Origin of the sequence: Mesorhizobium sp. (genome assembly GCF_017306585.1) — a bacterium.
In the GTDB taxonomy this organism is placed as follows: domain Bacteria; phylum Pseudomonadota; class Alphaproteobacteria; order Rhizobiales; family Rhizobiaceae; genus Mesorhizobium.
Window position 1 is genome coordinate 17,885 of sequence record NZ_JAFKIC010000149.1, and the last position, 21,511, is coordinate 39,395.

The window sequence follows — 21,511 nt, forward strand, 5'->3', positions numbered from 1 at the left end:
CGGGAGCAATCGTTAGGTTTTAATCATCATGTTCAGCATCATGGCGGGCGGCATATTTTGGCTTGAGCCGTCCCCGGCGCTGGAATTGCTCACCGTAATCCCCGTCGTCGCGGTCTTGGTCACCAGCCGGCTGCCGGTGGTGCCGGTGTCACGCGTCACCGCCGCCCCACTGGGGTTATTGCTGGCAGCTCCAAAGACGGCGTTTGCGTCGTGGGTATGGCCTGGATCAGTCACGGACGCGGTGTGGGTATGCCCATGCATCGCTTCGCTACCTCCGACCGCACCTAAGGTTGTCCCCGTAATACCTGAGACCCCGTTCGTAACCCGGCTGGCCGTCGTGCCACCCATGTTGTCCAATCCGAACACACTGCGGCCTCGTAAATCTGGAAGATTGAATGTCGTGCTCCCATCACCGGCGCCATATGTCGTTGAGATTGCTGTGAACAGGTTCGCGTAATCAGTCCGGCTTTGTGCGGAACCATCGCACAGCAGCCAACCATCCGGTGGCGTCATTCCTGCGAACGGCACAACCACTCCCGCAGGTACAAGCGCCAAAGTCGGAATCTGGCTTAGGTTGAGGGTGCCGGAAAGGGTGCTGAAAGAAGCCCACGGGTTGGCAATCCCCGCAGCCCCCACCGCCACTTGCGCAACGGTATTGTCGATGCCGGTGCCATCCCAATCGACAGTTACCGAGGTGGTGGTGGAATAGCTGGAGGCGGTGATGGTGCCGTACACCATGCCGCCGATGCCGTCGGTCGCGCGGAGACGCCGGCCGACTTCATAAATCGCGGTCTGATTGCCGGTTACCGTGAATTGGGTCGAGCTGACGTAGGTCGGCGTGTGGCCGAGATCGATCCAGCCCGGCGCTTCCCACCAGGCCCGCACGTCCGCCATGATTTGACGGAAAATGTCCGAGATTTGAGACCGATAAGTCCCACCTTCAGGCGCACCGTAAGGAGGCGTTGCGCTGTTACCGGCAGGCGAGCTGGACCAGTTGCGAATGTGGCTTGTCACGCATCAAAGCCCCCTATTGTTGCTGTTTGCGCCGAAACCTGTCAGCGCTCCAAAACCTGAATATTGAGGCGGTAGTTTCCCGCCACGCAGGACAATCTGCAGGGCATCGTTCATGCGGCGCCGGGCAATGGCGTCAGCGACATTGTCGAGAATGCGCCCGCCCGCATATACGCCGAGCCCGGCAGAGGGGCTGTACCCCGAACCGGTCACCGCCGACAGGATGGCAGCAGGGACGCGGCCAACACGGGCAGCAGATTCGCCAATGCCAATGCTACCGGCGCGGCGGAGGGCAGCTTGTTCGGCCGGAGTGCTGCCGCGCGCCGAGGTGGCCACGTTGCGAAGACGGGTGCGAGCCTGGGTTACGCTAGAACCGCCGGCATCCATTGCGTTGGTGATGTTCCGCGCAAGCTTGGAGCGTCGGTAGAGGTCTCGGTAATCGGTTGGAACGTCTGCGCTGTCGGTGAAGGTGTCGATATTGTCCCGGATGCGCGAGCTAAGGGGATCTCCGCCAAGCTGGCTGCGAAACTCATCTAGCTGGTAGGCATTCGTGCCCTTCCGACCGAAATCTTGGAGGTCCTGCAATGCGGCAGGCGCAATCCGGTCGCTGATATTGAACACCGAAGGCTGAACGGCATCGATCGTCGGCTGGGTAAGGCCTTGAGAAACCTGTTCAGGGCTGAAGTCGATGTTCTTGGTCTGATTTTTTGCCAAGACGTAGTCGGCGCGGAGCGATTCCGGCGACGGCGCAGGATTGGTGAAGCCACGGATTCCGTTCAGGGCGGCATTACCAACCTTGCCGCCCGCCAGCGCTCCAAACAGAGAACCGATCGGACGAGCGCCTTCACCGAAGGTCGCAGAAGACAGGTCACCACCAGCTTCGCTCCCAACTCCTCCTGTAAAGCCCGTCAGTACCCCCGGCAGCCCGCCAATAATCCCCGTGGTTGCCCCTGCGGCGCCCCCTTGGGTGAGCCGGCCGGCTTCTGTCTTCGGCTGATAAAGATCGGCCATGAACTGTGTAGCAGGCGCCGACGGTTGACGGGCATTGGGAACCTGTCCTTTGAACAACTGGCCGAGGTCGCTCACATTGGCCATCAGGTCATGGCCCCAGTTGACCGGGTTCAGGGCGTCAGCGATGTTCCCGGCGCCGATACCAACACCGCTGGCGGCACTTTTAGCGACATCCGTACCAACCGAGGGCGCGGCAAACTGCTTTTGCAGAACCGCTTCAATGTCGGCCTGCTTCATGTTGTCCGGGAACTCGGCCACATCGCCGTTGGGGAGCTGGACCTGCATTATTCCAGCCTCCCGGTAGTCGGGTTGAACTTCCAAGTTTTGGCTTGAGCTGTGCCGGTTTGCTGAGCGCCGGGATTCGAAACCACGGAGCCGAAGAACTTCTCATCAAACAGCGGCTTGAGTTTGGCCGTCTCATCATAAAACCCGTCCAAGCTGCCTTGGTCCTTCAGCATACGGCGGGCGATCTTCTCCTCTTCCTTCCGGCGATCGAGAAGCTTGCTGTAGCTGTCTGCAATCCGGTCGATACCGCCCGGCGTGTTCCAAAGGCTCGGCAACGCCGCGAGGAACATGTTCACGTCGCGGTCAGAGCTGGAGCCGCTGCCGGGCGCGCGCATGGCAGGGGCGAGCGCGGAGGTGATGGCGGTGATTTGCTGGGCTTCCGGTACCCCATCGAGGTCAACGCCGAACAGCTGCCCGAATTTCATCCGCGCAACACCCAAGCCGCCCGTCTTGGTGTTGGCGGCAAGTGCCTTGATTTGCTGCACCTGCGGCTCGATTGCGGCAAGCTTGCGGGTCTGGTCAGCGAGAGCGCCAAAGGTGGCGGTATCGGCCGAGGCAACACCTTCAGCCACGGTCTTGCGGCCAGCCAACGGAACCTCTGCGGCTTGCTGTTGCAGGGCAGCGTCAACCTTGCGGTTGCCGGTGGATTGGAACAGAGAAGCGTCAGGTGTCTGCCCGACGGCCGGAGGTGGCATAAGATCGCCATTTTGTTGATTGGCGGCAGATTGGCTCATGGTTGGCGTCGGAAGCGAATTGGAAAGCGCCTGAGCGGCCGGAGGCGGGGAAGCTCCCTGCCCCACCAGCCGGCTCTTCGGATTCCACGCGTACTGACCACTTACAGGGTCCCATGACCCCTGCAAACGCTGGGCGGTAGCGACAACCCCTTGAGCTACCGCTTTGTCATGTGCGCTGGAATTAGGATCGGCCAGGACTACCTGGGCACGGGCAAGATCACCTTCAAACCCCTGGCTTTGAACCCCGTATTGGGCTTCCTGCTGTGCCTTGGCAATTTTCGCCTGGGTGAGTTGGTCGGCCATACCTTGGTCGTGTTGACGGTTCTGCTCATCATTGAAGGCATCGAGCCCATATCCAAACGAGCCATCAAATCCGGCACCCTTGCTGTTGGCAATGAGAATGGCACTCCCCATGCGGCCAAGCGCGTTAAGCAGGGCAGGATTGTTGAGCGTCCGATTTGGTTGCGATTGCGCTTGCTGAGGGTCGGACTGCGGTGTCTGCTGGCCAGTCAATGCGCCAAACCCAAGCTGCTGCTGAGGCATTGCCTGCATCACGCTTTGGTCAAGGATGTTGGAGGCGGAGAACGGCCACATTACAGGAATGCTCCTGCAAGACCGCCAAGGACGCCTCCACCGAGTGTGCCCCAGGGACCGAGGAATGACCCAGCCTGCGCACCTGCCAATGCCCCGCCAAGGCCGCCAGCTATGCCGTTTGAAGCAGGCGTGCCGTTCAGGCTGGAACTGGCAGAATTCTTGAAGTTGGTCGCGCCGGTGCCGTTCAGGCGGGCGATGTAATCGTCAAGCGCGCCGCCGTTTTGGTAATTGTAGCGGTTCACAAGGTCTGTGAGCTGGGCCTGGTTCTGGGTGTCGTAGGTCTGGCCTACACCGGTCAGGGCCTGCAAGTTCGAGAAGTCCATGCCCGCCAGCTGCGGCGCCAACGCGGAGGTCTGCACCTGCCGATTCCGCTCATCACCATAGTTCTGATAGGCAAGGTTCTGGCTGATATTTCCGATCTGACCGGCGAGATTGTTCTGCGCGTCGCTGACAGCGCCTTGCATCGCCCCCGAACCGTAACGCCCTGATTTGCTGAAACTGCCCTGAATCCCCGGCAGCGTTGCCGTCTGGTAGTTTCGCACCAACCCTTGCGTCGCGGCGTCGATAGCGCCTTGCAGGCCGGGGTTGGAATTGAGATAAGCGCCATTCAGCGTGTTGGTGGCGTTGCCCTGGGCAGCCGATTGCAGCGGGCTGCCGTTCAACGCCCGCTGCTGGGTGAGGTCTAGTGCTTGCTGGGTTTGGCTGGAGAGCGGAGCGACGGTGCTGGTGGGATAGTACCCGGCGCCAGACTGATAGAGATTTTGGGCCTGCTGAAGGCTGTCAGTGAGATACGGCTGAACACCAGACCACGGCGTTGTCGTCGTGGTGGTGGTGGACGGGGTTTGTGCTTTGCTTCCCACTCATAGGCGCTTCCGTATGGTTGACGTGACTCGGTCGAAGTCACGGGATTTCAGGATTCTCTCCCATCCCTTCCGACCGGTGCCCTCCACGGATGTACAGCCCTGCGCCTTGCACCATTCACAGACACTATCGATGAACCCGAGCCAGTCCGTCAAACCATCACCGGCCACGTAGACGATGCAGCCAAGTTTCTCATGACGGGTCTGTAGTATTTGAGTCACAGCGACCGCGACCGGCCGAGGGCCATCTACGATGATATAGGCCTGATACTCGCCCTTCAGGAGCCCACCAGCAACGTCCAGCAGGTCTTCCCGGCCATCCTTGCCGACAACCCGCGCCAGGATAGGCGCGATGTCCGGCCACGCTGGCATGACCTGTTCGCGCGGCAGGGAGCGTAATTCCAACATTATGCGAACTCATCGGCCGTCAACATGCCGAGGATGGTGATGGTGTCGTCGCCAAGCTCGTCACTGGCGAGACCGCCGAGGACGAGCGTGCCGGATGCCGTACCGCCACCGCCAGACAGATTGGCGAAGGCGTTGTTGAGCATTGCGAGGCTCTGGGCGAGCAGCTGGATATATGCCGGATCATTCCGGGCCTGTGGACTGACGAAGAGGGTCTGGTTTGCCATGGCTACCTACCCGTATTCCGGTAAGCCAGTTGGATGCCTTGTGCCCGGTTCCAGGGACCGCTAATGACGATGCGAGCGCGGTGGTAGCGGGCATCGATATACATGCCGGCTTCCCCGGTTTCTTCCATCGATACCAACCCGGAAGACACCGGCGCTGCGGTCTGGTTGTCGCGGGTCAGTAGCTCGACCTGAACATTTTCGCAGTCGACCACAGGCACGATGCTGGAAATGTAAGCCCGACCCGTGGGATTGAGACGGATTTCGCCGGTGATGATCTCGGCATCACGCGCAGGCCCCGAGAACGAGCCTGCACGATGGTTTTCATTCACCACGGACAGAACGGTCCGACCACCCATGAAACTCACGCTATCGGTCAGGGAGTCGTTGCTGGGGTCATCGGTCAACTCATCGGTGTCGTCATCGGTCAGCGCCGCTTCGGTGTAGGTGGCGCCGATGGCTTCAACGAATTGCTCGACAAAGCCGAACCGATTTGCCTGCCAGTTGTAAATCAGGATGCTGTCGCAGATACCGGCGCCGTCGACGGAGGGGAACGCCCACATCACCTGCTTGCGCCGGGGATTCACCACCGTCTGCATCTTGTGAATGTTGGAAAAGTCGCAGCGCTGGCGGAACCACTCATCAATCTTTTCATGACCGATCGGCTGAGAGCTGACCCCGTTGTAGATGTTGAACCCGTCTTCGCCCCAGTAGAAGACCAGGTTGGAGTAGCTTGCTACGCTCCCAGCTACGCGGGTGCCCTTGTTGGGTTCTGACAGGGTGAAGGTGAAGATCGCGGCCGGCCCGACGTAGTCCAACCGGAAGATGCCGCCTGTCAGGAAGAGAATCGCGCTGTTCTGTGATCCCACCACAGCAGTGCAGGAACCATATCCGGGAGTGTCCTGATTATCGGCCTGCGTGGAAACATTGGGCGTCCAGGTCGTGATGTCATCCAGCCCCGACCACCACACCCGGAAGCTCCGGGTGCCATCAACTTCGTCGAAGGTGCTAACCGCCATCAGGAAGTTATTGACGACGCTCAGGTATTTCGCCCGTGGGGGGCTTCCGGCCAGATCGTCAAAGTTGGTGCTTGACGCCATGTCAAAGACTTGCATGACATCGTTGTAGTTGGTGGCGACGACGAAGTTGCCGTACTGGGCGAAGCGCCAGCGGTTGTCGTCAGTGGTCGAATACCCACCGGATTCACGGGTAACGTCCGACCAATCACCGTCTACAAGCTGAAAGAGCTTGTCAGCCGTTCCCGCAAACGTGTGAGGCAGCCCGGAGCTGTCGATATAAGCGAATACCCCCAGGCATTCGCCGGGCAGCGCACTCGTCTCCTCGTGAATCTCTTCAATCGACGTGTAATCGTCACCTATCGGAACGACGTTGCGGATGGAGTAGACGCCGGGATTGTTCAGCGGCCCCTTGTCAGGCAGCCACTCCCCGAACTTCTGTACCGGCGTGAGCTGAAATCCCAAGTCACGGGTTCCCCCGCCTGGTTCGCATCTGGGGCGTCCGGCCGAGTTTCTTGGCGGCTTTCTTACCCTGCAATTCGGCGATGAACTGCTGGTAATTGCCCTCAATCTCAGCGCGGCGGTCGGCGTCCTGCAGAAAGCTCAGCATGAACATCAGTGAGCCGTAGACGTAGAGGAAAGGGTATTCCGTCAGGAGCCAGTTTGTGTCAGATGGCTGGGTAAGCGGCGTGACCTTGGCGTCATAGACCACCTCGAGCGGAAAGGCCCCGCTCGGGGTCGGTCCCAGCTTCAGCTTGTTGCCGGGATAGAGGGCAGCCAGGTATGGCGTATCCTGACCGCAGTAACCGGCATCACGAAGGGCTTGCAGGCTGACCAGTTGCACCGGCCCGACGCCGGTCAGATACAAGCTCACCACCTCCTTGAAATCCGCCGGCAGGTCGATGGCATCGACGCCTTGGGCGGTGGTGACGGTGGCGGCGTTCTCGGCAAAATAGTTATCCTCGCTACCGTTGTAGCGGGCTTCAAACATGGCGATGGCATCGGCAATCTGGTTGTCCAGGCCGGAGCGCGCCAGGTACCCATTTGCCACCAAGCTGGATCAGCTCCTCGCGGGTCATATGCTTCATCACCAGCTCTCGGATACGCAGCATGGCGGGGCGCAGGCCGGTTTCGCACAGCATAGAGACGACCAGCTTCATCCGTAGTTGGGCTTGGTTGAGGGTCATGGCGCCGATCATGTTGGTGCTGCCGGCCAAGGCTTCGGCGTCGAGGCCGGTGGTTTCGCCCGACAGGCCGGTCTTTTGCTCGGCCATCTGATCGATGGCTTCCAGCACGCCAAGACTCTGTGCCGCCATGAACGGCACGCTGACCGCTTCAGTCACCGGATTGCCGGTGCGCTTCAGTATCGTCATGCCAATACGGGATTGGCTCAAAACCTCCGGGTTGGAGACGTTGGTCACATCGACCGCCAGGCCGGGATTGTTGGACAGGTACAGGTTGTCCAGCGTCTGGCGCAGGATGGCGGTTTTAATCTTCTGTGTTTCCGCCACCAGTTCGGACAAAGCCAAGCCCTGGTGGCTGTGCGGCACGACGTAGCCGGTGCAGGCAATCAGCGCGTGACGTTGCTGCCCTCCCAGTAGTCGATGACGTTGAACATGTCGGTGTCGGTGGGCTGGACAAACCAGATCGAGGCAGGATCACCCCAGCCGAGGTCCCAGAAGGTCCACACCCGCTTGGCCGGGTCATGCGGCACCATGGTGATACGGCTGAGCTTGGCGGCGTCCTGCATCTCCTTTTGGAAGAACGCGCCTTCAGCAAAGGATCTGCAGTTGCCTTCCCAGACGTTGTCATAGGCCACCGGGTCAGTGAGCCGCATATGCTCCCGTTCGGCGTCGAGAGCCTTGGAGCGCCACGGGTTATCGGAGAAGTTGACCTTGACCACGAGAGCGCCGGGCGGCGGGTTGACCACGAAGCGCTGGTAGGTCGGCGCGTCTTCAACGTCCGGGTTGAAGCTGACCCAGATTTCCGAGCCTTCCTTACGGACAGTCGGGGTAAGGTTCTTCCAGCTGGCTTCCGAAACGTTCTGGGCTTCCTCCACCCAAACGATGTCGGCGCCTTCCAGAGACTTGATTGCAGCGGCGTCCTGCTTGGACAGGCCCTTGAAAATGAACTCGGTGCCGAGCGCATTGTAGATGCGGTACTTCTCGACCGTGTACGGCAGCTTGTAGTGGTCGATGCGTGACGCCAGCAGGTGATGCACGCTCTCTTCGATGCTGTTCTGGAATTCGCGGGCGCAGACGATACGGAGCGGCTTGCGGGCGCCGAGGTGGACAAGGGCGTCGGCGAAGGACCAGGACTTGGCCCCGTCACGCCCGCCATAGAAGACCTTAAAGCGATGAGGCTCAAAGAGCCCGGCGAACTTCTCCGGTAGCTCCACCTGGTTCAAACATGGGAACTTCCGTTGCGCTTGGCGCGCTTACGCCGCCACGCTGCGGCGCGGGCATCGTGCTTGCCCTTTCGCTCGACAGGAGCTTCGGCGTTGGTCCGACCTTCAGCCTGTAACCGCAGGGCATACCGCAGCTTCGGGCTCTTCGGCGCCTTGCCGGACTTACGGTGCTTGGCCAACCCCATGCTCACGCATTGGAGCTTTCCTTGGGAATGAGATAGCGGACATCGCCGATCTCAATGACGACATATAGCCCATCGCTAATTGCGAGCTCTACTTCGGACGGGTCAACGACAGTCCACATCAGCCACCGGCGCTTTCCTTCGGCCGGACCAGAACGACCCGCAACTCACCCTGCACCTGCACCGGGTTATCGGCATCGCCGGCCAGTGTGGTTTTGTCGCCATACACCTTCGGCTTCTCTTTACCGGCTTGCCACTTCTCGGCTTCGATCGCCACACGGGCAGCACTGGGGTCGATCTCAGCGCTCAGCAGCTTGGACACGATGCTGTCGATACGAGCAGATCGCCAGTCGGCCCGGTCTTCGCGTGCGCGGGCGTAGTTGTTGGCGAAGGCTTCGTCTTCCTTCAGCCACTCATAGATGCGCCAACGAGGCGGATATCCGTCGAGCTTGCCTATGACGTGGAGGTTCTGGCCTTCAGCAACCAGGTCGCAGATGGTATCGGCGACAGTCTTGTCGAAGGGCCAGGAGGAAGGTCCGGCCATGCTGGAATCATGATTCAAGCCGGGCTGGCTGGCAACAAAAAAGGCCCCGAAGGGCCTTCCTGTTCGAGTTACTGTGGCAGTTGGAGGTCTTTGGGTCCGGCGTCCTTCATGGCCTTTTCACCCAATTTGCAGATTGCGTCCCGCATCGCGTATTGAGCGTTACGCTCACGGGTTGTCGCACTACTGTCACTAAAGGTCGCCTCAAGCCCATTTAGCTTGCCGTCCTTCCCTTTGAACCTCACTTCGAGATAAGCGGACTCCTTGGAGGAATTGTCGACCGGTTCGTTCTGCTTCCAGTACCATTTCGTAAACACACCCCAGCCATACTCCTTACCTTCTGCATACTTCCCATAGCTTGAAACGAATTCGTCGAGCACGGATTTGAATTCAGGCTGGCCACCTTGTCTGTAACCCCGGCTTATTGTGAAATATCCCAGCCCGTTCCCGAAAACCTCCGAAGTGTAATTGATCTTAATCATCTCGTTGTATGCGTCTGTTGACTTTTCATACATCTGAAAGCCAAGAAACTCGTTGCCGATCAGATTGACCCCCCGCTCCACGTCCGAACAAGTGACAATCCGACTTTGCGCAGATTCGCTCAGCTTGTAGCCTTGGCCGGTGAGAAACTGTTCCACTTCAGCGGGTTTCATTCCAGCTTTCAGACCACCCAAAAACTGGAGCTTGGACGCGTTGGGTGAGAGAGCCGCGTATGATTGCAGCGGGACCTGAACATTGATTTTGTCGGCGGCCTTCGCGCCGAAAGATGCCAAAGTCAGCACAACAGTAACTATCGAAATCAGATTTCGCACTTTGTTTCCCCCAATTTAAACCCGGCCCGACTTTTGCTTTGGCGCTCACCCGGTTGTCAATGTCAATTTCAGGTTTCTGGCGCCGTCGTCCGCCCGCAGATCGTCACCAGCGCCTTCGAGCCGAAGGATGCCCGCGGCGAGTACATCACCTTGTAATCCTTGGTGGCTGGCAGCGGCCCGAACCACGACTGATGGGGAGGACCGTCAACTTCCGGCACGTCGAGGGACGGGGTCCGCTCCTCTTGGTCAAACGCCTCCGCGAAGCCGTCTTGGCCGATGGTGACCATCTGCACACCGAGGTAGGCGCCTTCCTTGAGGCGAACCGTGAAAACCGTGGCATCGCCAAAGTAAGAGCCGCAACCGGTTTCCTTATCCAGCTTCACTTTGACTTCCCGGAAGTCGTTGGGGCCAGCGTTGCCGCCAGCCCCGACCAGGAATGCCCAGCTTATTGCGACCACTGCGCAAAGAGATATCCGACGCATTGCGCCCCACTGGCAACCGGTTGCGATCGTTAAAGCACGCAAGAATGATTATGCTGGACCTTACTTAACCTGGATAAGGTTTTGTTGCGACAGGCCGCCCGTCGTATCACAGGTCGTTATGTGGAGCGTCGCGCCGTTGTTCAGGATGGCGTAGGTGCAGGTGTGATGAAAGTTGAGTTGCGGCACGTTCAGCTCGAACTGGCTGTCACCAACGGATTTCCACCGCCCTTCGTATCTACCTCCGCTTTCCGTCCACATGGCGTAGTTATCGGCAAGCAGCGTGACCATGTACCCGCGCATACTCTGCCAACGGCCATAAAGCGGGTTGTCGGCCCTAGCCGCCGTGGGGAGCGCAAGTACGGCCACCCCGAGAATCGTCATTAACTGCCTTCGCATTTGGTGAGTTCTCCGGTGAGAGGAATGGTGGGGACGGCCCCCCGGGAAACCCCGGCATCCCCGAACCAACGCCTATCAGAAATCACGAGTTTTGACGGCGCTCGCTCACCACCCAAAACGCAAAGCTGGAAGCCAAAACAAGCTCAAAAAGGCCGATCTGATCACCATCTATGCCTCTTTGTGCCCCGTTAAAGAAATAGTCACCGTATTGCAAAACTCGTAACTTATGCGGACATGGAACACACTGCCATAAAAGCGCGTATACTCTTGCCATCGTCGGGCCGGACAGGAGCGATGATTTACGGGTACGCAAGGGTTTCTACCGAGGGCCAGGATTTGGCCGACCAGCTCGAAAAGCTGGGGAGAGCCGGTTGCGGCCGAATCTTCCACGAGAAACGCAGCGGGAAGAACGCCGACCGGCCGGAGCTTCAGGCGATGCTCGATACCCTTCAGCCAGGCGATACCGTGCTGGCGACGGTGACGGACCGCATTGCACGCGACCCTCTCGACATGCTCACCATTATGCGAACCGTGAAGGCAAAGGGCGCCGGCCTGCGGTTGCTGGAGGAGCCCTTCATCGACACCACCTCCGAGATGGCGGATCTCATCCTGTACGTGGTCGGCTGGGCTGCACAGTGGCAGCGCCGGAACATCCTGCGATGCACCGCGATAGGCCGGGAGCGCGCCAAGGCCAGAGGCGTCAAGTTCGGCCGGAAGCCGAAGCTTGACGCTCCTCAGCAGGCGGCTGCCCTCGCCCGGCTTGCCGGTGGTGACAGCGCACGCGAAGTTGCTTCCGCGTTCGGCGTAAGCGAGAGCACGATCGGCAGGATCGTCAGCCGCCCAGCGCCTTGAAAAAGAACGCGGTGACACCGAGCCCAAACAGGGTGACCAGCACGTTCTGCACCGGCGCGAGGAGAGGATTAGGGTCCGTACCAGGACTGAACATCGCAATTGCGATCGCGGCGGCGCCGCAAAACAGCGTCAAGACGAGGCACGCACGGATAAGGTTGGGATTGTCGTTCATCAGGCTCCACTTTCTGGTCGGAGAAGCCTGATCGAGCAGGAACTTTCCCCGACCGCTTTAACGGTCGTTCGAAGTTCCTGGTCGCCCCCTATCTTGCCATAATGCCGGTCAAAAAACCGGTCCAATTAATAGCGCCAGAAATGATTGTACAGTGAATAGCATGGTCTCGCCGCATCGCCTCGATAGGGGAAGGAGGCAGCACAGCGCGGGCAGAACCCGAAGCACGAATCTAGGCGCGGAGTTTGGAATTAACAAGCCCCCGATTTTAACGAGTTGGGCTTGAACGCGGGGCAGAGGCGATCTATTTCGTCGGTGGGGCCAATGCTACAAACCGCGGGTCGGCCCGCGTGCCACCCGTTGTGCTATGTGATCTTTGCGCTGTTGATTGACCTGAAGCTGTTCTGACCCTGAAGCTGTTGTTGTCTCGAAGCTGTATCGTCTCTGAAGCTGCTGTTGTCGCTGAAGCTGATCTCGCTCTGTAGCTGAATCAAAAATCTCCAGAAATTGAACTACATCGCAGGCCGGGACCAGCGGTGGCCACCGCCCCACGGCCAGATTTCGAAATCGCAATCCCCATCAACAACAGGGTTTTGCAGGCGCCTAACAGACCCGGAATCAGGGGGCCAGAGATGGTTTCTTTCCGGATTTCGATCGAGGTCCAGCTTTCGGAACGCACTATTAAGACGTTGCTTTACGTCGCGGTGCTTCTGATCCGCTGGTACTTCGGTCACTGAACCGTCGCGAGACGATACAATGGGCCAGGATGCCGCATTGGCATCCTGTTTCCATTTCTGGCTAGTGCGTCAGCCACCAGACCACGGCGATAACCACCCACACCACCAGGAACGCAATCACACATTCCTTGTCGGTTGGCCCGTCAGCGCTGGTCCAGCCGGTCTCCGGGCTTTTGTGGTTCCAGTGGTTCACTGCTTCCGCGCGTTCTTTTTGTAGCGCGCCGGATAACCATGCATGACGCGCCGGTAGGCAAGATGAAACCTCGCGACCTTCTTTCCGAATGCTTCGGGAGCGAGTAGGAAGTAGCAACCGAGATACCAGATGATAAATTCCATCACCGCCCTCCCCGCGCACGCTTGCGGCGGTCTTTCGGCCATTTGCCGGTCCAGTAGTGGACACGGTGGGTGCCGTGACCAGAGCGGTTGCGCTGCTCGAAATGGCCGCGCGGATTATTGGCATCGAACAAGTAACCCTTGCGGCGCAGCCGGGTCATGAGCTTGTGGGCATCGGTTGTGCCCAACTGCACGATGGTCCAGGCGTCGATGACGCCATGCTTGACAAGGTGGTCGATGACACGGGCCTGAATACGGGCTTGACTAGGTGTTTCGGAGGGCGGCGCTGGTTTGCGGAAGAAGCTGGGGAAGCGCATCTATTTGCCCTCCGCATTACAAATCTGCGTACCGCTGGCGTCGAGCCGGGGCGTGATGCCACTCCAGGCGTTGCCCAGGTATTGGCAGCCTGTCCCGGCATCAGTCAGTAGCGCCAAGCCAGATAACCCATTTTTCGGGTCGGTCTCATCCTTAGGCGAATGCCCTACGATTATGCTTGCGACAATCAATGCGGCACTCACAATCCAAAGAGCGCAGCAGAGTTTTAGAAGGGGATGCATTACTCGACCTCCCCGAGGCCGTGGCCTTCTTCAACGTCGATTTCGACAATTGCACGTACACCGGCAAGAGCTGCTTCCCGTGCTTCCTCGTGCGTGCGGTATCCATAACCCAGGCACCAGTCTCCCTCGGAGACCTTATCATAAACCGGCGCGAAGCATCTTATGCGCTTGGGCTCTTTCCATTCGGCTACGAGGTCGTAATCGTCCTCTCCAAACGCGTTAATCGACCCGTCAACACGATACCATCGATAGTTCCCGTCTTCATCGTAGACCAGGATAGGCTTTTTATCTTTGTAGAAAGGGCTGGGCGTCACCGACGCCACAAAAACCCTCTTCCCATCACGTGTCTTGTAAAAGTTGCCAGCTTCAATCTCGAATTTCTTTGGCTCCATATCCCTCGCTTTCTCTTAGATGACACTCACGCCCAGCGCGGCGATGACCGCACCAGCCACAAACAGGACCGCCGCGCGTATGAGGGCGCCGCGGTTTTCCCAGTACCAGTCCGCCAACAGGTCGGCTGCCGTGGGCTTGAGCGCCAGCGGCTCATTCATAGTAAAATACGCATTCATGGTTGTTCTCCTTTTGTTTAGTCAACGCTCTCACAATACTTTATAGCTGTAAATACATTTATTACACTATTTTATATTGACGGCGTATAGCCATTTAGTAATATTATTACACAACAAAAGGAGATGAACATGCAAAACAACTTCGGTCACGTGACCGCGGTGGTCCCGGCTGCATTGCTGCCGGGCCGCCAGTACCAGACCGGCGAGCGCATAAAGGCGCTCGTGAAAGAGATTGACGAGCTGAGCGCCATCATGACGCCATGGGGCCTCAAGGACGCCCTCCGCCAGCTCGGATACGATGTTGACGCCTGCCCGGACACTTTGCGCCGGCGCGGTGTGGACGCCTAAGACAAACCAACGAAACGTAATGAAATGAACCTGAATGATGCATTCCCGTCGAACTATCTGAAATCCGACGACCTGAAAGGCCGCGAGGTCAAAGTGACCATTGCCGACTACAAAATGGAAAAGCTGGGCGACGACGACAAGCTGGTCCTGTTCTTCGAGGGCAAGGACAAGGGCATGGTCTGCAACAAGACCAACGCCAACCGTATCGCGCTGTTCTACGGCTCCGACCTGGATGCGTGGAAGGGGAAGGAAATCCTGCTCGGCACCGAGTTGGTGGATTTCCAAGGCAAGAGCACGCTCGCTCTGCGGGTTAAGGGCGGCGCCAAGCCTTCGGCCAATGAGAGCGCGCCGTTTGACGACGAGCCGGGCTTCTAGTGTCTGAACTGGACGACATCAGAGACAAGTGGATCGCCGCGGAACAGGCTGCCTACGATGCCTGGACCGCGGTGAGCCGCACGCCGCTTTGGAAGGAGCATCGCCATCTCCGCAAAAAGGCGAAGGAGGCGAAAGAGCGGTTCAGAGCTGCATGGATCGCCAGCCAATCAACCAACGAAAGCCTACAACATGAAGAAACCGTCCAAGGGTAAGCTGCTGCTGCCCCGGATCCTGCAGATCAAGATGGCCGCACACCCTGATATCGCCGCCAACATGGAGACCGTCGCAACATCGATCGGACTGACCTCTGCCACCGAGGTTGTCAAAGTCGCGCTGCATCGAATGGCACAAGATATCCAGCGTGAATCCGCCGACTGGCCACGCCGCTTGGCTGACTAGATGACTCGACTCACCTCAAAATGAGTCGCCGTTGCGGTGCACAAAGCCTGTAAATGCACAAGAAAATGGGATTTTCCACAGGATGTTTTTCCTATTGTATGAACACAACAAGAACATCAGACCCATTTCCCATAGATACCGGGTTGGATGACATTGTAAATTCCGGGTTCGCTGCTATATACCGATGAAACTCACGGAGGGTTTCAACGATGAACGCGGCCCGCGAAAACGCCCTTAAGCTGCGAGAGGAACTGAAGGCTAAACTGGCCGAGGTCGAGACTTACCTCGCCCTGGAGGAGAAATTTGCGTCTTTAAGCGAGACGAATGCAGAACATGGCACCCTGAGGAACCTCAGGATCGTCGGAACTGGCAGCCGAAGGATGCTACAGCTTGATGACGATACGGATACGAAGCGGAAGAGGAATATTCCGAAGGACGTGATGGAGAAGGAAGTCAGGAGCCTCATCACCGAAGCCCACAAGCGGCCGATGACCCGCACCGAGCTGGTCGAGGCGTTGGAACTTAAGGGCGTCCCGGTGGCAGGAGCCGACCCGAGCAAGGCCCTTGGCACCATCCTTTGGCGGATGGGTGACAAGTTCATCAACATCAAGGGGTTCGGCTACTGGCCGAGGGACCTTGAATACGAACCGGCGGGGTATAGGCCGCCCGACAATGAACCTCCATCCGGGGACCAAAGCCTTCCCGGAGTTTTCTCGTAACGGAGCCCACATGGCGTACCGGCCGATTGTCATCCAGGGTGTGACGTATACGCTGTCGCACCTCAATCCGTTCGTGATGGACGTGACGCCGACGACGCCGGGTGCGCCGACGTACAAGGTTCATGTGTCCTTTGGTCCCCATACGTTCTCGCGAGAGTGGTTGGTCACTGACACGCCCGACTACCGGGTGCAGGAGCAGAACGGGGACCTCAGGTGCTTTTGCACCACCCGCCATGGCCTGTCCGCCCACCTGCCCGGGATGATCCAGGCCTCCGCCCAGGGCAAGGCCCACTTCTCCCTCAAGGACAACTACCTGGTGTTCCGCAACGTGCCCGGGTGCACCGGTCCCTACACGGCCTTCTTCTCCCTCAAGAAGGCCCGCAACACCCAGTACGATGCGGTGATGTTCATCCAGAGCGCCTACGAGAAGCCTGCCCTCCCCAAGAACCTCCAGTCGATCGGCATGCCGACCCTGGTGTCCAAGGTGGTCAGGGGGGAGGCTATCAGGCGTCCCCGTAGGCGTTAGGTGTGGGTGGATAAGAAAATAGCCCCCGCAGGAGCTATCTTCTGGCCCGAAGGCCTGTACGAGAGTCCTCTTACGTCTGCGCTCCGCAGAACCATTGCTGGCAGGTTCGCTGTTTCTCACTCGTCAGCAGCTGGTGTGCATATAGTACTTCCCAGGTACCCTGGCAAGCACCATGTACACGCAAGTGGTTAAGGACCGCTGTACGGTACGTCCCCACCCTAGTGGCTAGCCTCTATCCCTGTACACGCTCATTGGGACGTAAAAAGGGCCACTACGTCCTCAACTGACCTCGCAACCACGTACGTGCCTCCGGTGCGCTCCAAGCCCTGTTTAAAGGCTTTCTGGTGTTCTGAGAGCACTCCCACCCCAGATTTCACCTCCAAACCTACGTACCGCCCTCCTATGCACACCAGGATGTCTGGTGCCCCGTGCTTATACCCAGTCCCTACCGGTCGCCTGTAGATCCCCTTGCGAGCATCGTATACGCCCCCGTTGTTCTGCCTGTTGTACCAGCAGCGCCCTTGGCGCTCCATCAGGTCCAGGTAGGTGCATATGGCCTTGAGTACGCGGCCCTCTGGTGTGGTCGCTATCCCCCCAGCTTTCCCTTGGTTGATTCGATCAGCTCACGCTGCGTCCCATACTTGGCCTCCCACGGGCGCATCCCCATCAGGTGGATAGCGTTGCCACTGGTCTGGTGGTGAGCCTCGCACAGCGGGATGGTGTCGTAGTGACTCGCCTTCTGCCCCATACCCCGGTACCGTGCTCCAATAGCGTGGTGGACAGTCACCCTCCCCGCACACTCGTGTCCCCACTTGTCACCCAGGACACACTCCAGTGCGGCCACCCTGCTTAGATGGACCCGTTCTGCGGAAGTGGTGGGTTTCTTACCGATGGTCGGGGCAGTTTGCAGATGTTTGCAAGCGACCAGGTACCGCTACACGGCCTGTATTGACCGCGGCGTGTCCGTGTTCACCGATTGCGGCCAGGTATTGAGCCTTGCGCTCGTTCGCTGTCGCGAAATATAGCGCCGCCTTGCCTTCGAACCCTCCGGGGATCACTCCGTTCAGCCACGCAGTGGTCAGGAGCTGGCCGAACGTCTTGCGCCGGTTCTCTGCCAAGCCCGACCCTACCAGCTCCAGCACCACATCAGCCCAGCTACATGGCCACGCTCCTGCCGGTAGCGGCTTGCCCATCAACCCTCGCCACCAGATATCGGCATCATTCTCGGCCTGTTTGACGTGTTCGGGCCGCCGATCGCCGGAGCCGGTACCCGCTGGGCGGCAGCCAAGCTCACGGAGCTGGTCCATGAACTCGCCTTCACTCGGCCATTTCTGCCACTTCCATGACGCGAATAGGACGCGCATGGCGGTCTGAATGTCGGACCAGGAGTAGCGGCCGACGCTGTTTTGCCAGCTCCGCTCCACGAAGTTCATGTTTTGACCGTCCTTCAACTCCAAAGCGCCGAAGCGACCGGTTAGGGCTTTGAAGAGGGCGGAGATTTTTTGTTCTGCGGTGGTTGGTTCCACGGTCATGTCTTTCGATTGGTTAGAACGGTACGGGTTCGCCGGGCAGCGGAGCGTATGGGTTCACCGCCCGCTCAGGTTCCGGGCTGTCTTCCCAGCGTCGCTGGTTCAGGAAGGTGGTCGGGTGCGGGATGAACTTGCCGCCATCCCGCTTCCATTGCGGGGACGCTTTCCAGCGGTTCAATCCGGCGAAGATGCTGATCGCTTCCTGATCCAGCTTCTGGCTCCGCCATGATGCTGCGGCCTTCGGCTTTCCAACCTTCAGCGGGTAGTCCGACCAGAATTGGAGGAACAGCTGGGACGCCTTGGGGGCTACAGGGGGATTGTTAGATTTAGTATTATCTCTTGTATTATTCTCTTCGGAATTTTCCGAAGGGGGTGCTTCGGCTTTTTCCGAAGGAGTGCTTCGGGATTTTACGAAGGGTTCGGAAAGCGAAATTCGGCGCTCCCAGCGACCACTTTCCAGCCGAACGTGCTCGATGGCTATGTAGCCACTATCGGCCAGTGCCTTAACCCATGCGCTTACCGTAGTATCTTGTACCTTGTAGAGCGTAGCGAAATGAGCGTTGGTGGCGAAACAGTAGCCAAACTTGTCGCTCAGGGCTGAAATCTCGCCATAGAGAAGTTTTGCATTGGGGGCGATGTCCGCATATCGGACGGTGGCGGGTATTACCGCGTAGTAGGAAGGAGATTCCACATTCCAGGACTTTCATTGTTTTTGGCACCCAGGTCATTGGCGGCAAATTGCCGGGAGTGTGGCGCCTGAGAAACCACACCCCTTGAATATGATTCAACTATAGGATTTTAGTCTTGGCAAGAAGATTTGGAGGGGGCGGTGCCAGACGTTTGGAATATTGATCGCTCTTTGCGCGGCAGCTTCATCTTGAATGCTGCAGCCTTGCAGCGCATCTACAGCCACATCGAAAAAGCCACCGGCAAGCCACCTAGTGTCGATGTGACGTTCGCCAACCAGCGAACCGTGTCCGCTGACGGCCTCGACTCCATCCTTGCCGATAGCACAGTCTCCTCAGTCCCTATCGTCAGCGTATCGATAACGAGCAATTTGCTTGAAAAACCCACAATCAGTTTCCGTACGTCGAATTACGACGCTGGGCCGGTCAGCATACGTATAAGCGGCGACCGCGACAAAGCCGTTGCCGCCGAAGAGACGTTGGTCAACGAAGTCCAGTCGACCAAAGCTTGGTACAGCGGCTTAAATTTGATGGGCTACGGATCTGGGCTAGCCTTCTTCTCAATGATCGTCCTAATCACCCTCGCTTTGATCGCCGTGGGCGTCTTTGCTTTCCCAGGGCTCTTCAATCGGTATCCGAGCTTGGCTCTCGTTGTCGTCGCGGCGGGCATGTTTGGTGTGCCACTGCTCTCGCGGCTGTTTTTTCCGGCAATCGTTTATCATTTTGGAGTGGGCGAGCGCCGTTTCACACGCTCCAAGGCACTTTACGGCCTGGTCTTTGGTGCCATTATTCTAGGCATTATCATAAACGTGGCATCTAGCTATATTTCCAACCGGTTTCACATCCAGTGAGTCAATACCGATCCGCGTCGGTCCGCTCCGGGGCCTCGTTCCCCGGCCTCACCCTGTAGTCTTTGAGATCCTTACCCGGCTCGAAATGGGCGCGGAAGGCCTCTTCTGCCTTTTTACCACCCCTGCCCGTCCAGCCTTTTCGCTTGCTGGCAATCCAGTACTTGAACTGCGGTACGGCACGCCGGGCCTTCGCCGGGGTGTCGTCGGCGGGACCGGCCTGCTTAGCTTTCAGTTGAGCCAGGTTCTTTTCAAGCTCTGCAATCTGTTCGGCCAGCTTCCTGTCCCGAACTGCGGTGGCGTCGGCAATCAGCTTTTCCAGCTCATCAACGGTCATGCCGTGCAGGTCGCGGGGTCCAGCCATGCATCCTCTCCAGTGGAGCCGGACGGTAGGCTTAATGGCTATGAGAGTCAAAAACGCGGGGGATTAAAGGTCTTTCGCGGTAAACACCCTAGGCAATACGTATTGCCGCATGTGGATAAATAAATATTAGAAAATGCTTTACAGTATTATATTAGCGGAGCATGATATAATCACAAAAGGAGACAAGACCATGACCGAACAAGTATTTACTTCTGAAGGGAGACAACGCCCTACCCTCAATTTGAAAGGCAAGGCGACAAGCTATGCTGTTGCCGGTGCACCAGAAGGCTCCAAGCTTTACTGGACCGATGCTGAATATGTCCCGGCCAATGCACCGCTGGCTGCGCAAACCGCCTTCGCTGAAACCTTTAAGCCGTTGGGCTGCCTCTTTGGCGTTATTACCGGCGCTACCGCGCTGCGGCTCAACATTGCGCCCGGACTTGCAGGCTACGCCACCCTCACCACGCGGCCGGTCGAAGAAGAAACCATCGCTTCTTCAATCGGCGCAATCGCCCGCGACATGCGCGTAATCGCGGCGCTGGTTTAAGGGAGGGCTCAATGCGTGAAAATCACAATCATCGCCCTTGCCTTGGTGGCTTACGGCGCCATCGCTGACATCACATACACCTACACCCGACAACATGGCTTCGAACGCGGTTGCGCTGCAGGCACCGCTGCGGTCTGGCCGTTGTTCTGGATTTTCATGGTGGGAGGCGAACAATGAAGCAGCCCCTTCCCATCGAAGAGTGCATGGCAAAGGCTGATTGCACCACAACGCTGCAAGCCTATCGAATCCTTGGAAACACTTACAAGGAACGGCATCGGATTAGACAGGCCGGAGGGGTGTACTCCCACGAATTAGGAGGGCATATCATCCCAGCAGATGCCCGCGACCTTCTCGCAGATATCGTGGGAGCGCACGGCTTGGAAGAGGTGCAGGTTGAAACAGATTTTTTCAAGCCATTGACCGGGGAGGCTCTTAGGAATTATCGCACCCAGCGCAATTTACGGCGCGCGGACCGATTAGAAGAGCGCGCGCGCTCTGCCCGCAAGCACGCAGCCGGCCGGGATTTAAAACCTCACGAGCGCGATTTCCTGAGCCTTGGTGAGCCGGTTAAGGTTGGTCATCACTCAGAACGTCGCCACCGGAAGCTCCTAGACCGAGCACAGAAGTCGCTCATCGAGCGCGGTCAATTGCTTTCGAAAGCCGATGGTTTAGAACGCCGGGCAGACTCTCTACGGACGCCTGCGTGCATCAAGGGCGATGCAGCGCGTGACGACGAGCGCATTTGCCAATGGCACCGTCAAAACACAAAGGTGGGCGATTCCGTCAATTGGCTCGGTCAAACCCTCAAAGTCCTGAAAGTTAATCGGGTATCCTTCCGCCTAGAAGTAAGCGCCACGCCGCTCCCCTCGTGCGGCGCATGAGGTTAATGTGGCAAGAGTCCGCCGATCGTTAGAGACGGAGGGTCCAAGTGGGAGCAGACGGCAAAATGGACGTCCATTTGGACATCCCGACGACTGGCTACGCGGGTCGGCT

The 21,511-nt window shown here is 58.4% G+C and carries 33 protein-coding genes; 11 read left to right on the forward strand and 22 right to left on the reverse strand.

The genetic code is table 11. The features are described from left to right. Nucleotides 1-12: 12 nt before the first annotated feature. From J0I79_RS16500 to J0I79_RS16565, 14 genes are all read right to left on the reverse strand, one after another. Nucleotides 13-1,014, reverse strand: a complete 1,002-nt coding sequence (locus J0I79_RS16500; protein ID WP_292860653.1) for a tail fiber protein — start codon at nucleotides 1,012-1,014, stop codon at nucleotides 13-15. Nucleotides 1,015-1,017: 3 nt separating this feature from the next. Continuing rightward, entirely contained in the window at nucleotides 1,018-2,307 is a 1,290-nt protein-coding gene (locus J0I79_RS16505; RefSeq protein WP_292860657.1) for a hypothetical protein, read from the reverse strand. Next, nucleotides 2,307-3,635 (reverse strand): hypothetical protein, encoded by a 1,329-nt coding sequence (locus J0I79_RS16510; RefSeq protein WP_292860659.1) that lies wholly within the window; start codon nucleotides 3,633-3,635, stop codon nucleotides 2,307-2,309. Before J0I79_RS16510 ends, J0I79_RS16505 begins: the two co-directional genes overlap by 1 nt. Then, nucleotides 3,635-4,495, reverse strand: coding sequence for a hypothetical protein (locus tag J0I79_RS16515; RefSeq protein WP_292860662.1), 861 nt, complete (start codon nucleotides 4,493-4,495; stop codon nucleotides 3,635-3,637). The genes J0I79_RS16510 and J0I79_RS16515 overlap by 1 nt, the downstream gene beginning before the upstream one ends. After that, nucleotides 4,496-4,903, reverse strand: coding sequence for a hypothetical protein (locus J0I79_RS16520; protein WP_292860665.1), 408 nt, complete (start codon nucleotides 4,901-4,903; stop codon nucleotides 4,496-4,498). Further along, nucleotides 4,903-5,127 carry a hypothetical protein gene (locus J0I79_RS16525; RefSeq protein WP_292860669.1) on the reverse strand — a complete coding sequence of 75 codons (225 nt, stop codon included), beginning with the start codon at nucleotides 5,125-5,127 and terminating at the stop codon, nucleotides 4,903-4,905. The genes J0I79_RS16520 and J0I79_RS16525 overlap by 1 nt, the downstream gene beginning before the upstream one ends. A gap of 2 nt (nucleotides 5,128-5,129) precedes the next feature. Next, nucleotides 5,130-6,605 carry a hypothetical protein gene (locus J0I79_RS16530; protein ID WP_292860672.1) on the reverse strand — a complete coding sequence of 492 codons (1,476 nt, stop codon included), beginning with the start codon at nucleotides 6,603-6,605 and terminating at the stop codon, nucleotides 5,130-5,132. A 1-nt stretch (nucleotide 6,606) separates the two neighbouring features. After that, nucleotides 6,607-7,194, reverse strand: a complete 588-nt coding sequence (locus J0I79_RS16535; protein ID WP_292860675.1) for a hypothetical protein — start codon at nucleotides 7,192-7,194, stop codon at nucleotides 6,607-6,609. Beyond that, complete coding sequence (locus J0I79_RS16540; RefSeq protein ID WP_292860678.1) at nucleotides 7,124-7,663, reverse strand: hypothetical protein; 540 nt, start codon at nucleotides 7,661-7,663, stop codon at nucleotides 7,124-7,126. Before J0I79_RS16540 ends, J0I79_RS16535 begins: the two co-directional genes overlap by 71 nt. Nucleotides 7,664-7,710: 47 nt before the next feature. Further along, nucleotides 7,711-8,538: a PBSX family phage terminase large subunit gene (locus J0I79_RS16545; protein ID WP_292860749.1), complete on the reverse strand. Its 828-nt coding sequence runs from the start codon at nucleotides 8,536-8,538 to the stop codon at nucleotides 7,711-7,713. A 312-nt stretch (nucleotides 8,539-8,850) separates the two neighbouring features. Beyond that, nucleotides 8,851-9,273 carry a hypothetical protein gene (locus tag J0I79_RS16550; RefSeq protein ID WP_292860681.1) on the reverse strand — a complete coding sequence of 141 codons (423 nt, stop codon included), beginning with the start codon at nucleotides 9,271-9,273 and terminating at the stop codon, nucleotides 8,851-8,853. Between the two features lie 68 nt (nucleotides 9,274-9,341). Beyond that, on the reverse strand, nucleotides 9,342-10,082 hold the full coding sequence (locus J0I79_RS16555; protein ID WP_292860684.1) for a hypothetical protein: 741 nt from the start codon (nucleotides 10,080-10,082) through the stop codon (nucleotides 9,342-9,344). 68 nt (nucleotides 10,083-10,150) lie between these two features. Then, the gene (locus J0I79_RS16560) at nucleotides 10,151-10,465 is read right to left on the reverse strand and encodes a hypothetical protein (RefSeq protein WP_292860687.1); all 315 of its coding nucleotides are present in this window, start codon (nucleotides 10,463-10,465) and stop codon (nucleotides 10,151-10,153) included. 159 nt (nucleotides 10,466-10,624) lie between these two features. Then, a complete protein-coding gene (locus tag J0I79_RS16565) occupies nucleotides 10,625-10,945 on the reverse strand; it encodes a hypothetical protein (RefSeq protein WP_292860690.1) in 321 nt (106 codons plus the stop codon). Between the two features lie 309 nt (nucleotides 10,946-11,254). Here J0I79_RS16565 and J0I79_RS16570 point away from each other — a divergent pair, with 309 nt between their 5' ends. Next, nucleotides 11,255-11,812, forward strand: coding sequence for a recombinase family protein (locus J0I79_RS16570; RefSeq protein WP_292860693.1), 558 nt, complete (start codon nucleotides 11,255-11,257; stop codon nucleotides 11,810-11,812). Here J0I79_RS16570 and J0I79_RS16575 read toward each other — a convergent pair. From J0I79_RS16575 to J0I79_RS16595, 5 genes are all read right to left on the reverse strand, one after another. Continuing rightward, nucleotides 11,793-11,984, reverse strand: a complete 192-nt coding sequence (locus J0I79_RS16575; RefSeq protein WP_292860696.1) for a hypothetical protein — start codon at nucleotides 11,982-11,984, stop codon at nucleotides 11,793-11,795. The two genes, J0I79_RS16570 and J0I79_RS16575, sit on opposite strands and share 20 nt — an antisense overlap. A gap of 923 nt (nucleotides 11,985-12,907) precedes the next feature. Further along, the gene (locus J0I79_RS16580) at nucleotides 12,908-13,054 is read right to left on the reverse strand and encodes a hypothetical protein (protein ID WP_292860699.1); all 147 of its coding nucleotides are present in this window, start codon (nucleotides 13,052-13,054) and stop codon (nucleotides 12,908-12,910) included. Next, the gene (locus J0I79_RS16585; RefSeq protein WP_292860702.1) at nucleotides 13,054-13,368 is read right to left on the reverse strand and encodes a hypothetical protein; all 315 of its coding nucleotides are present in this window, start codon (nucleotides 13,366-13,368) and stop codon (nucleotides 13,054-13,056) included. Before J0I79_RS16585 ends, J0I79_RS16580 begins: the two co-directional genes overlap by 1 nt. A gap of 239 nt (nucleotides 13,369-13,607) precedes the next feature. Beyond that, nucleotides 13,608-14,000: a hypothetical protein gene (locus J0I79_RS16590; RefSeq protein ID WP_292860705.1), complete on the reverse strand. Its 393-nt coding sequence runs from the start codon at nucleotides 13,998-14,000 to the stop codon at nucleotides 13,608-13,610. Nucleotides 14,001-14,015: 15 nt separating this feature from the next. Beyond that, on the reverse strand, nucleotides 14,016-14,177 hold the full coding sequence (locus J0I79_RS16595; RefSeq protein WP_292860708.1) for a hypothetical protein: 162 nt from the start codon (nucleotides 14,175-14,177) through the stop codon (nucleotides 14,016-14,018). A 129-nt stretch (nucleotides 14,178-14,306) separates the two neighbouring features. On the opposite strand from J0I79_RS16595, the gene J0I79_RS16600 reads away from it, so the two are divergent. The 6 genes from J0I79_RS16600 (at nucleotide 14,307) to J0I79_RS16625 (ending at nucleotide 16,544) form a co-directional block, all read left to right on the forward strand. After that, nucleotides 14,307-14,525: a hypothetical protein gene (locus J0I79_RS16600; protein WP_292860711.1), complete on the forward strand. Its 219-nt coding sequence runs from the start codon at nucleotides 14,307-14,309 to the stop codon at nucleotides 14,523-14,525. 24 nt (nucleotides 14,526-14,549) lie between these two features. Then, the gene (locus tag J0I79_RS16605; protein WP_292860714.1) at nucleotides 14,550-14,900 is read left to right on the forward strand and encodes a hypothetical protein; all 351 of its coding nucleotides are present in this window, start codon (nucleotides 14,550-14,552) and stop codon (nucleotides 14,898-14,900) included. After that, nucleotides 14,900-15,112, forward strand: coding sequence for a hypothetical protein (locus J0I79_RS16610; RefSeq protein WP_292860717.1), 213 nt, complete (start codon nucleotides 14,900-14,902; stop codon nucleotides 15,110-15,112). The genes J0I79_RS16605 and J0I79_RS16610 overlap by 1 nt, the downstream gene beginning before the upstream one ends. Then, a complete protein-coding gene (locus J0I79_RS16615) occupies nucleotides 15,090-15,299 on the forward strand; it encodes a hypothetical protein (RefSeq protein ID WP_292860720.1) in 210 nt (69 codons plus the stop codon). Before J0I79_RS16610 ends, J0I79_RS16615 begins: the two co-directional genes overlap by 23 nt. A 209-nt stretch (nucleotides 15,300-15,508) precedes the next feature. Continuing rightward, nucleotides 15,509-16,018: a hypothetical protein gene (locus J0I79_RS16620; RefSeq protein ID WP_292860723.1), complete on the forward strand. Its 510-nt coding sequence runs from the start codon at nucleotides 15,509-15,511 to the stop codon at nucleotides 16,016-16,018. A gap of 10 nt (nucleotides 16,019-16,028) precedes the next feature. After that, entirely contained in the window at nucleotides 16,029-16,544 is a 516-nt protein-coding gene (locus J0I79_RS16625) for a hypothetical protein (protein WP_292860726.1), read from the forward strand. Between the two features lie 884 nt (nucleotides 16,545-17,428). On the opposite strand, the gene J0I79_RS16630 is transcribed toward J0I79_RS16625, so the two are convergent. Both J0I79_RS16630 and J0I79_RS16635 read right to left on the reverse strand, forming a co-directional pair. After that, complete coding sequence (locus J0I79_RS16630) at nucleotides 17,429-18,076, reverse strand: hypothetical protein (RefSeq protein WP_292860729.1); 648 nt, start codon at nucleotides 18,074-18,076, stop codon at nucleotides 17,429-17,431. A 13-nt stretch (nucleotides 18,077-18,089) separates the two neighbouring features. Beyond that, nucleotides 18,090-18,764, reverse strand: a complete 675-nt coding sequence (locus J0I79_RS16635) for a helix-turn-helix domain-containing protein (RefSeq protein WP_292860732.1) — start codon at nucleotides 18,762-18,764, stop codon at nucleotides 18,090-18,092. A gap of 138 nt (nucleotides 18,765-18,902) precedes the next feature. Between J0I79_RS16635 and J0I79_RS16640 the strand changes: the two genes are divergently transcribed. Further along, nucleotides 18,903-19,610, forward strand: a complete 708-nt coding sequence (locus J0I79_RS16640) for a hypothetical protein (RefSeq protein WP_292860735.1) — start codon at nucleotides 18,903-18,905, stop codon at nucleotides 19,608-19,610. A 1-nt stretch (nucleotide 19,611) separates the two neighbouring features. Here J0I79_RS16640 and J0I79_RS16645 read toward each other — a convergent pair whose 3' ends face one another. Beyond that, the gene (locus tag J0I79_RS16645) at nucleotides 19,612-19,971 is read right to left on the reverse strand and encodes a hypothetical protein (protein ID WP_292860738.1); all 360 of its coding nucleotides are present in this window, start codon (nucleotides 19,969-19,971) and stop codon (nucleotides 19,612-19,614) included. A 190-nt stretch (nucleotides 19,972-20,161) separates the two neighbouring features. On the opposite strand from J0I79_RS16645, the gene J0I79_RS16650 reads away from it, so the two are divergent. From J0I79_RS16650 to J0I79_RS16660, 3 genes are read left to right on the forward strand one after another with little or no spacing between them, the layout of a single operon-like run. Further along, a complete protein-coding gene (locus J0I79_RS16650; RefSeq protein ID WP_292860740.1) occupies nucleotides 20,162-20,518 on the forward strand; it encodes a hypothetical protein in 357 nt (118 codons plus the stop codon). A 15-nt stretch (nucleotides 20,519-20,533) separates the two neighbouring features. After that, nucleotides 20,534-20,695 carry a hypothetical protein gene (locus J0I79_RS16655; protein WP_292860743.1) on the forward strand — a complete coding sequence of 54 codons (162 nt, stop codon included), beginning with the start codon at nucleotides 20,534-20,536 and terminating at the stop codon, nucleotides 20,693-20,695. Then, nucleotides 20,692-21,399: a DUF3560 domain-containing protein gene (locus J0I79_RS16660; RefSeq protein ID WP_292860746.1), complete on the forward strand. Its 708-nt coding sequence runs from the start codon at nucleotides 20,692-20,694 to the stop codon at nucleotides 21,397-21,399. Before J0I79_RS16655 ends, J0I79_RS16660 begins: the two co-directional genes overlap by 4 nt. Nucleotides 21,400-21,511: the final 112 nt, after the last annotated feature.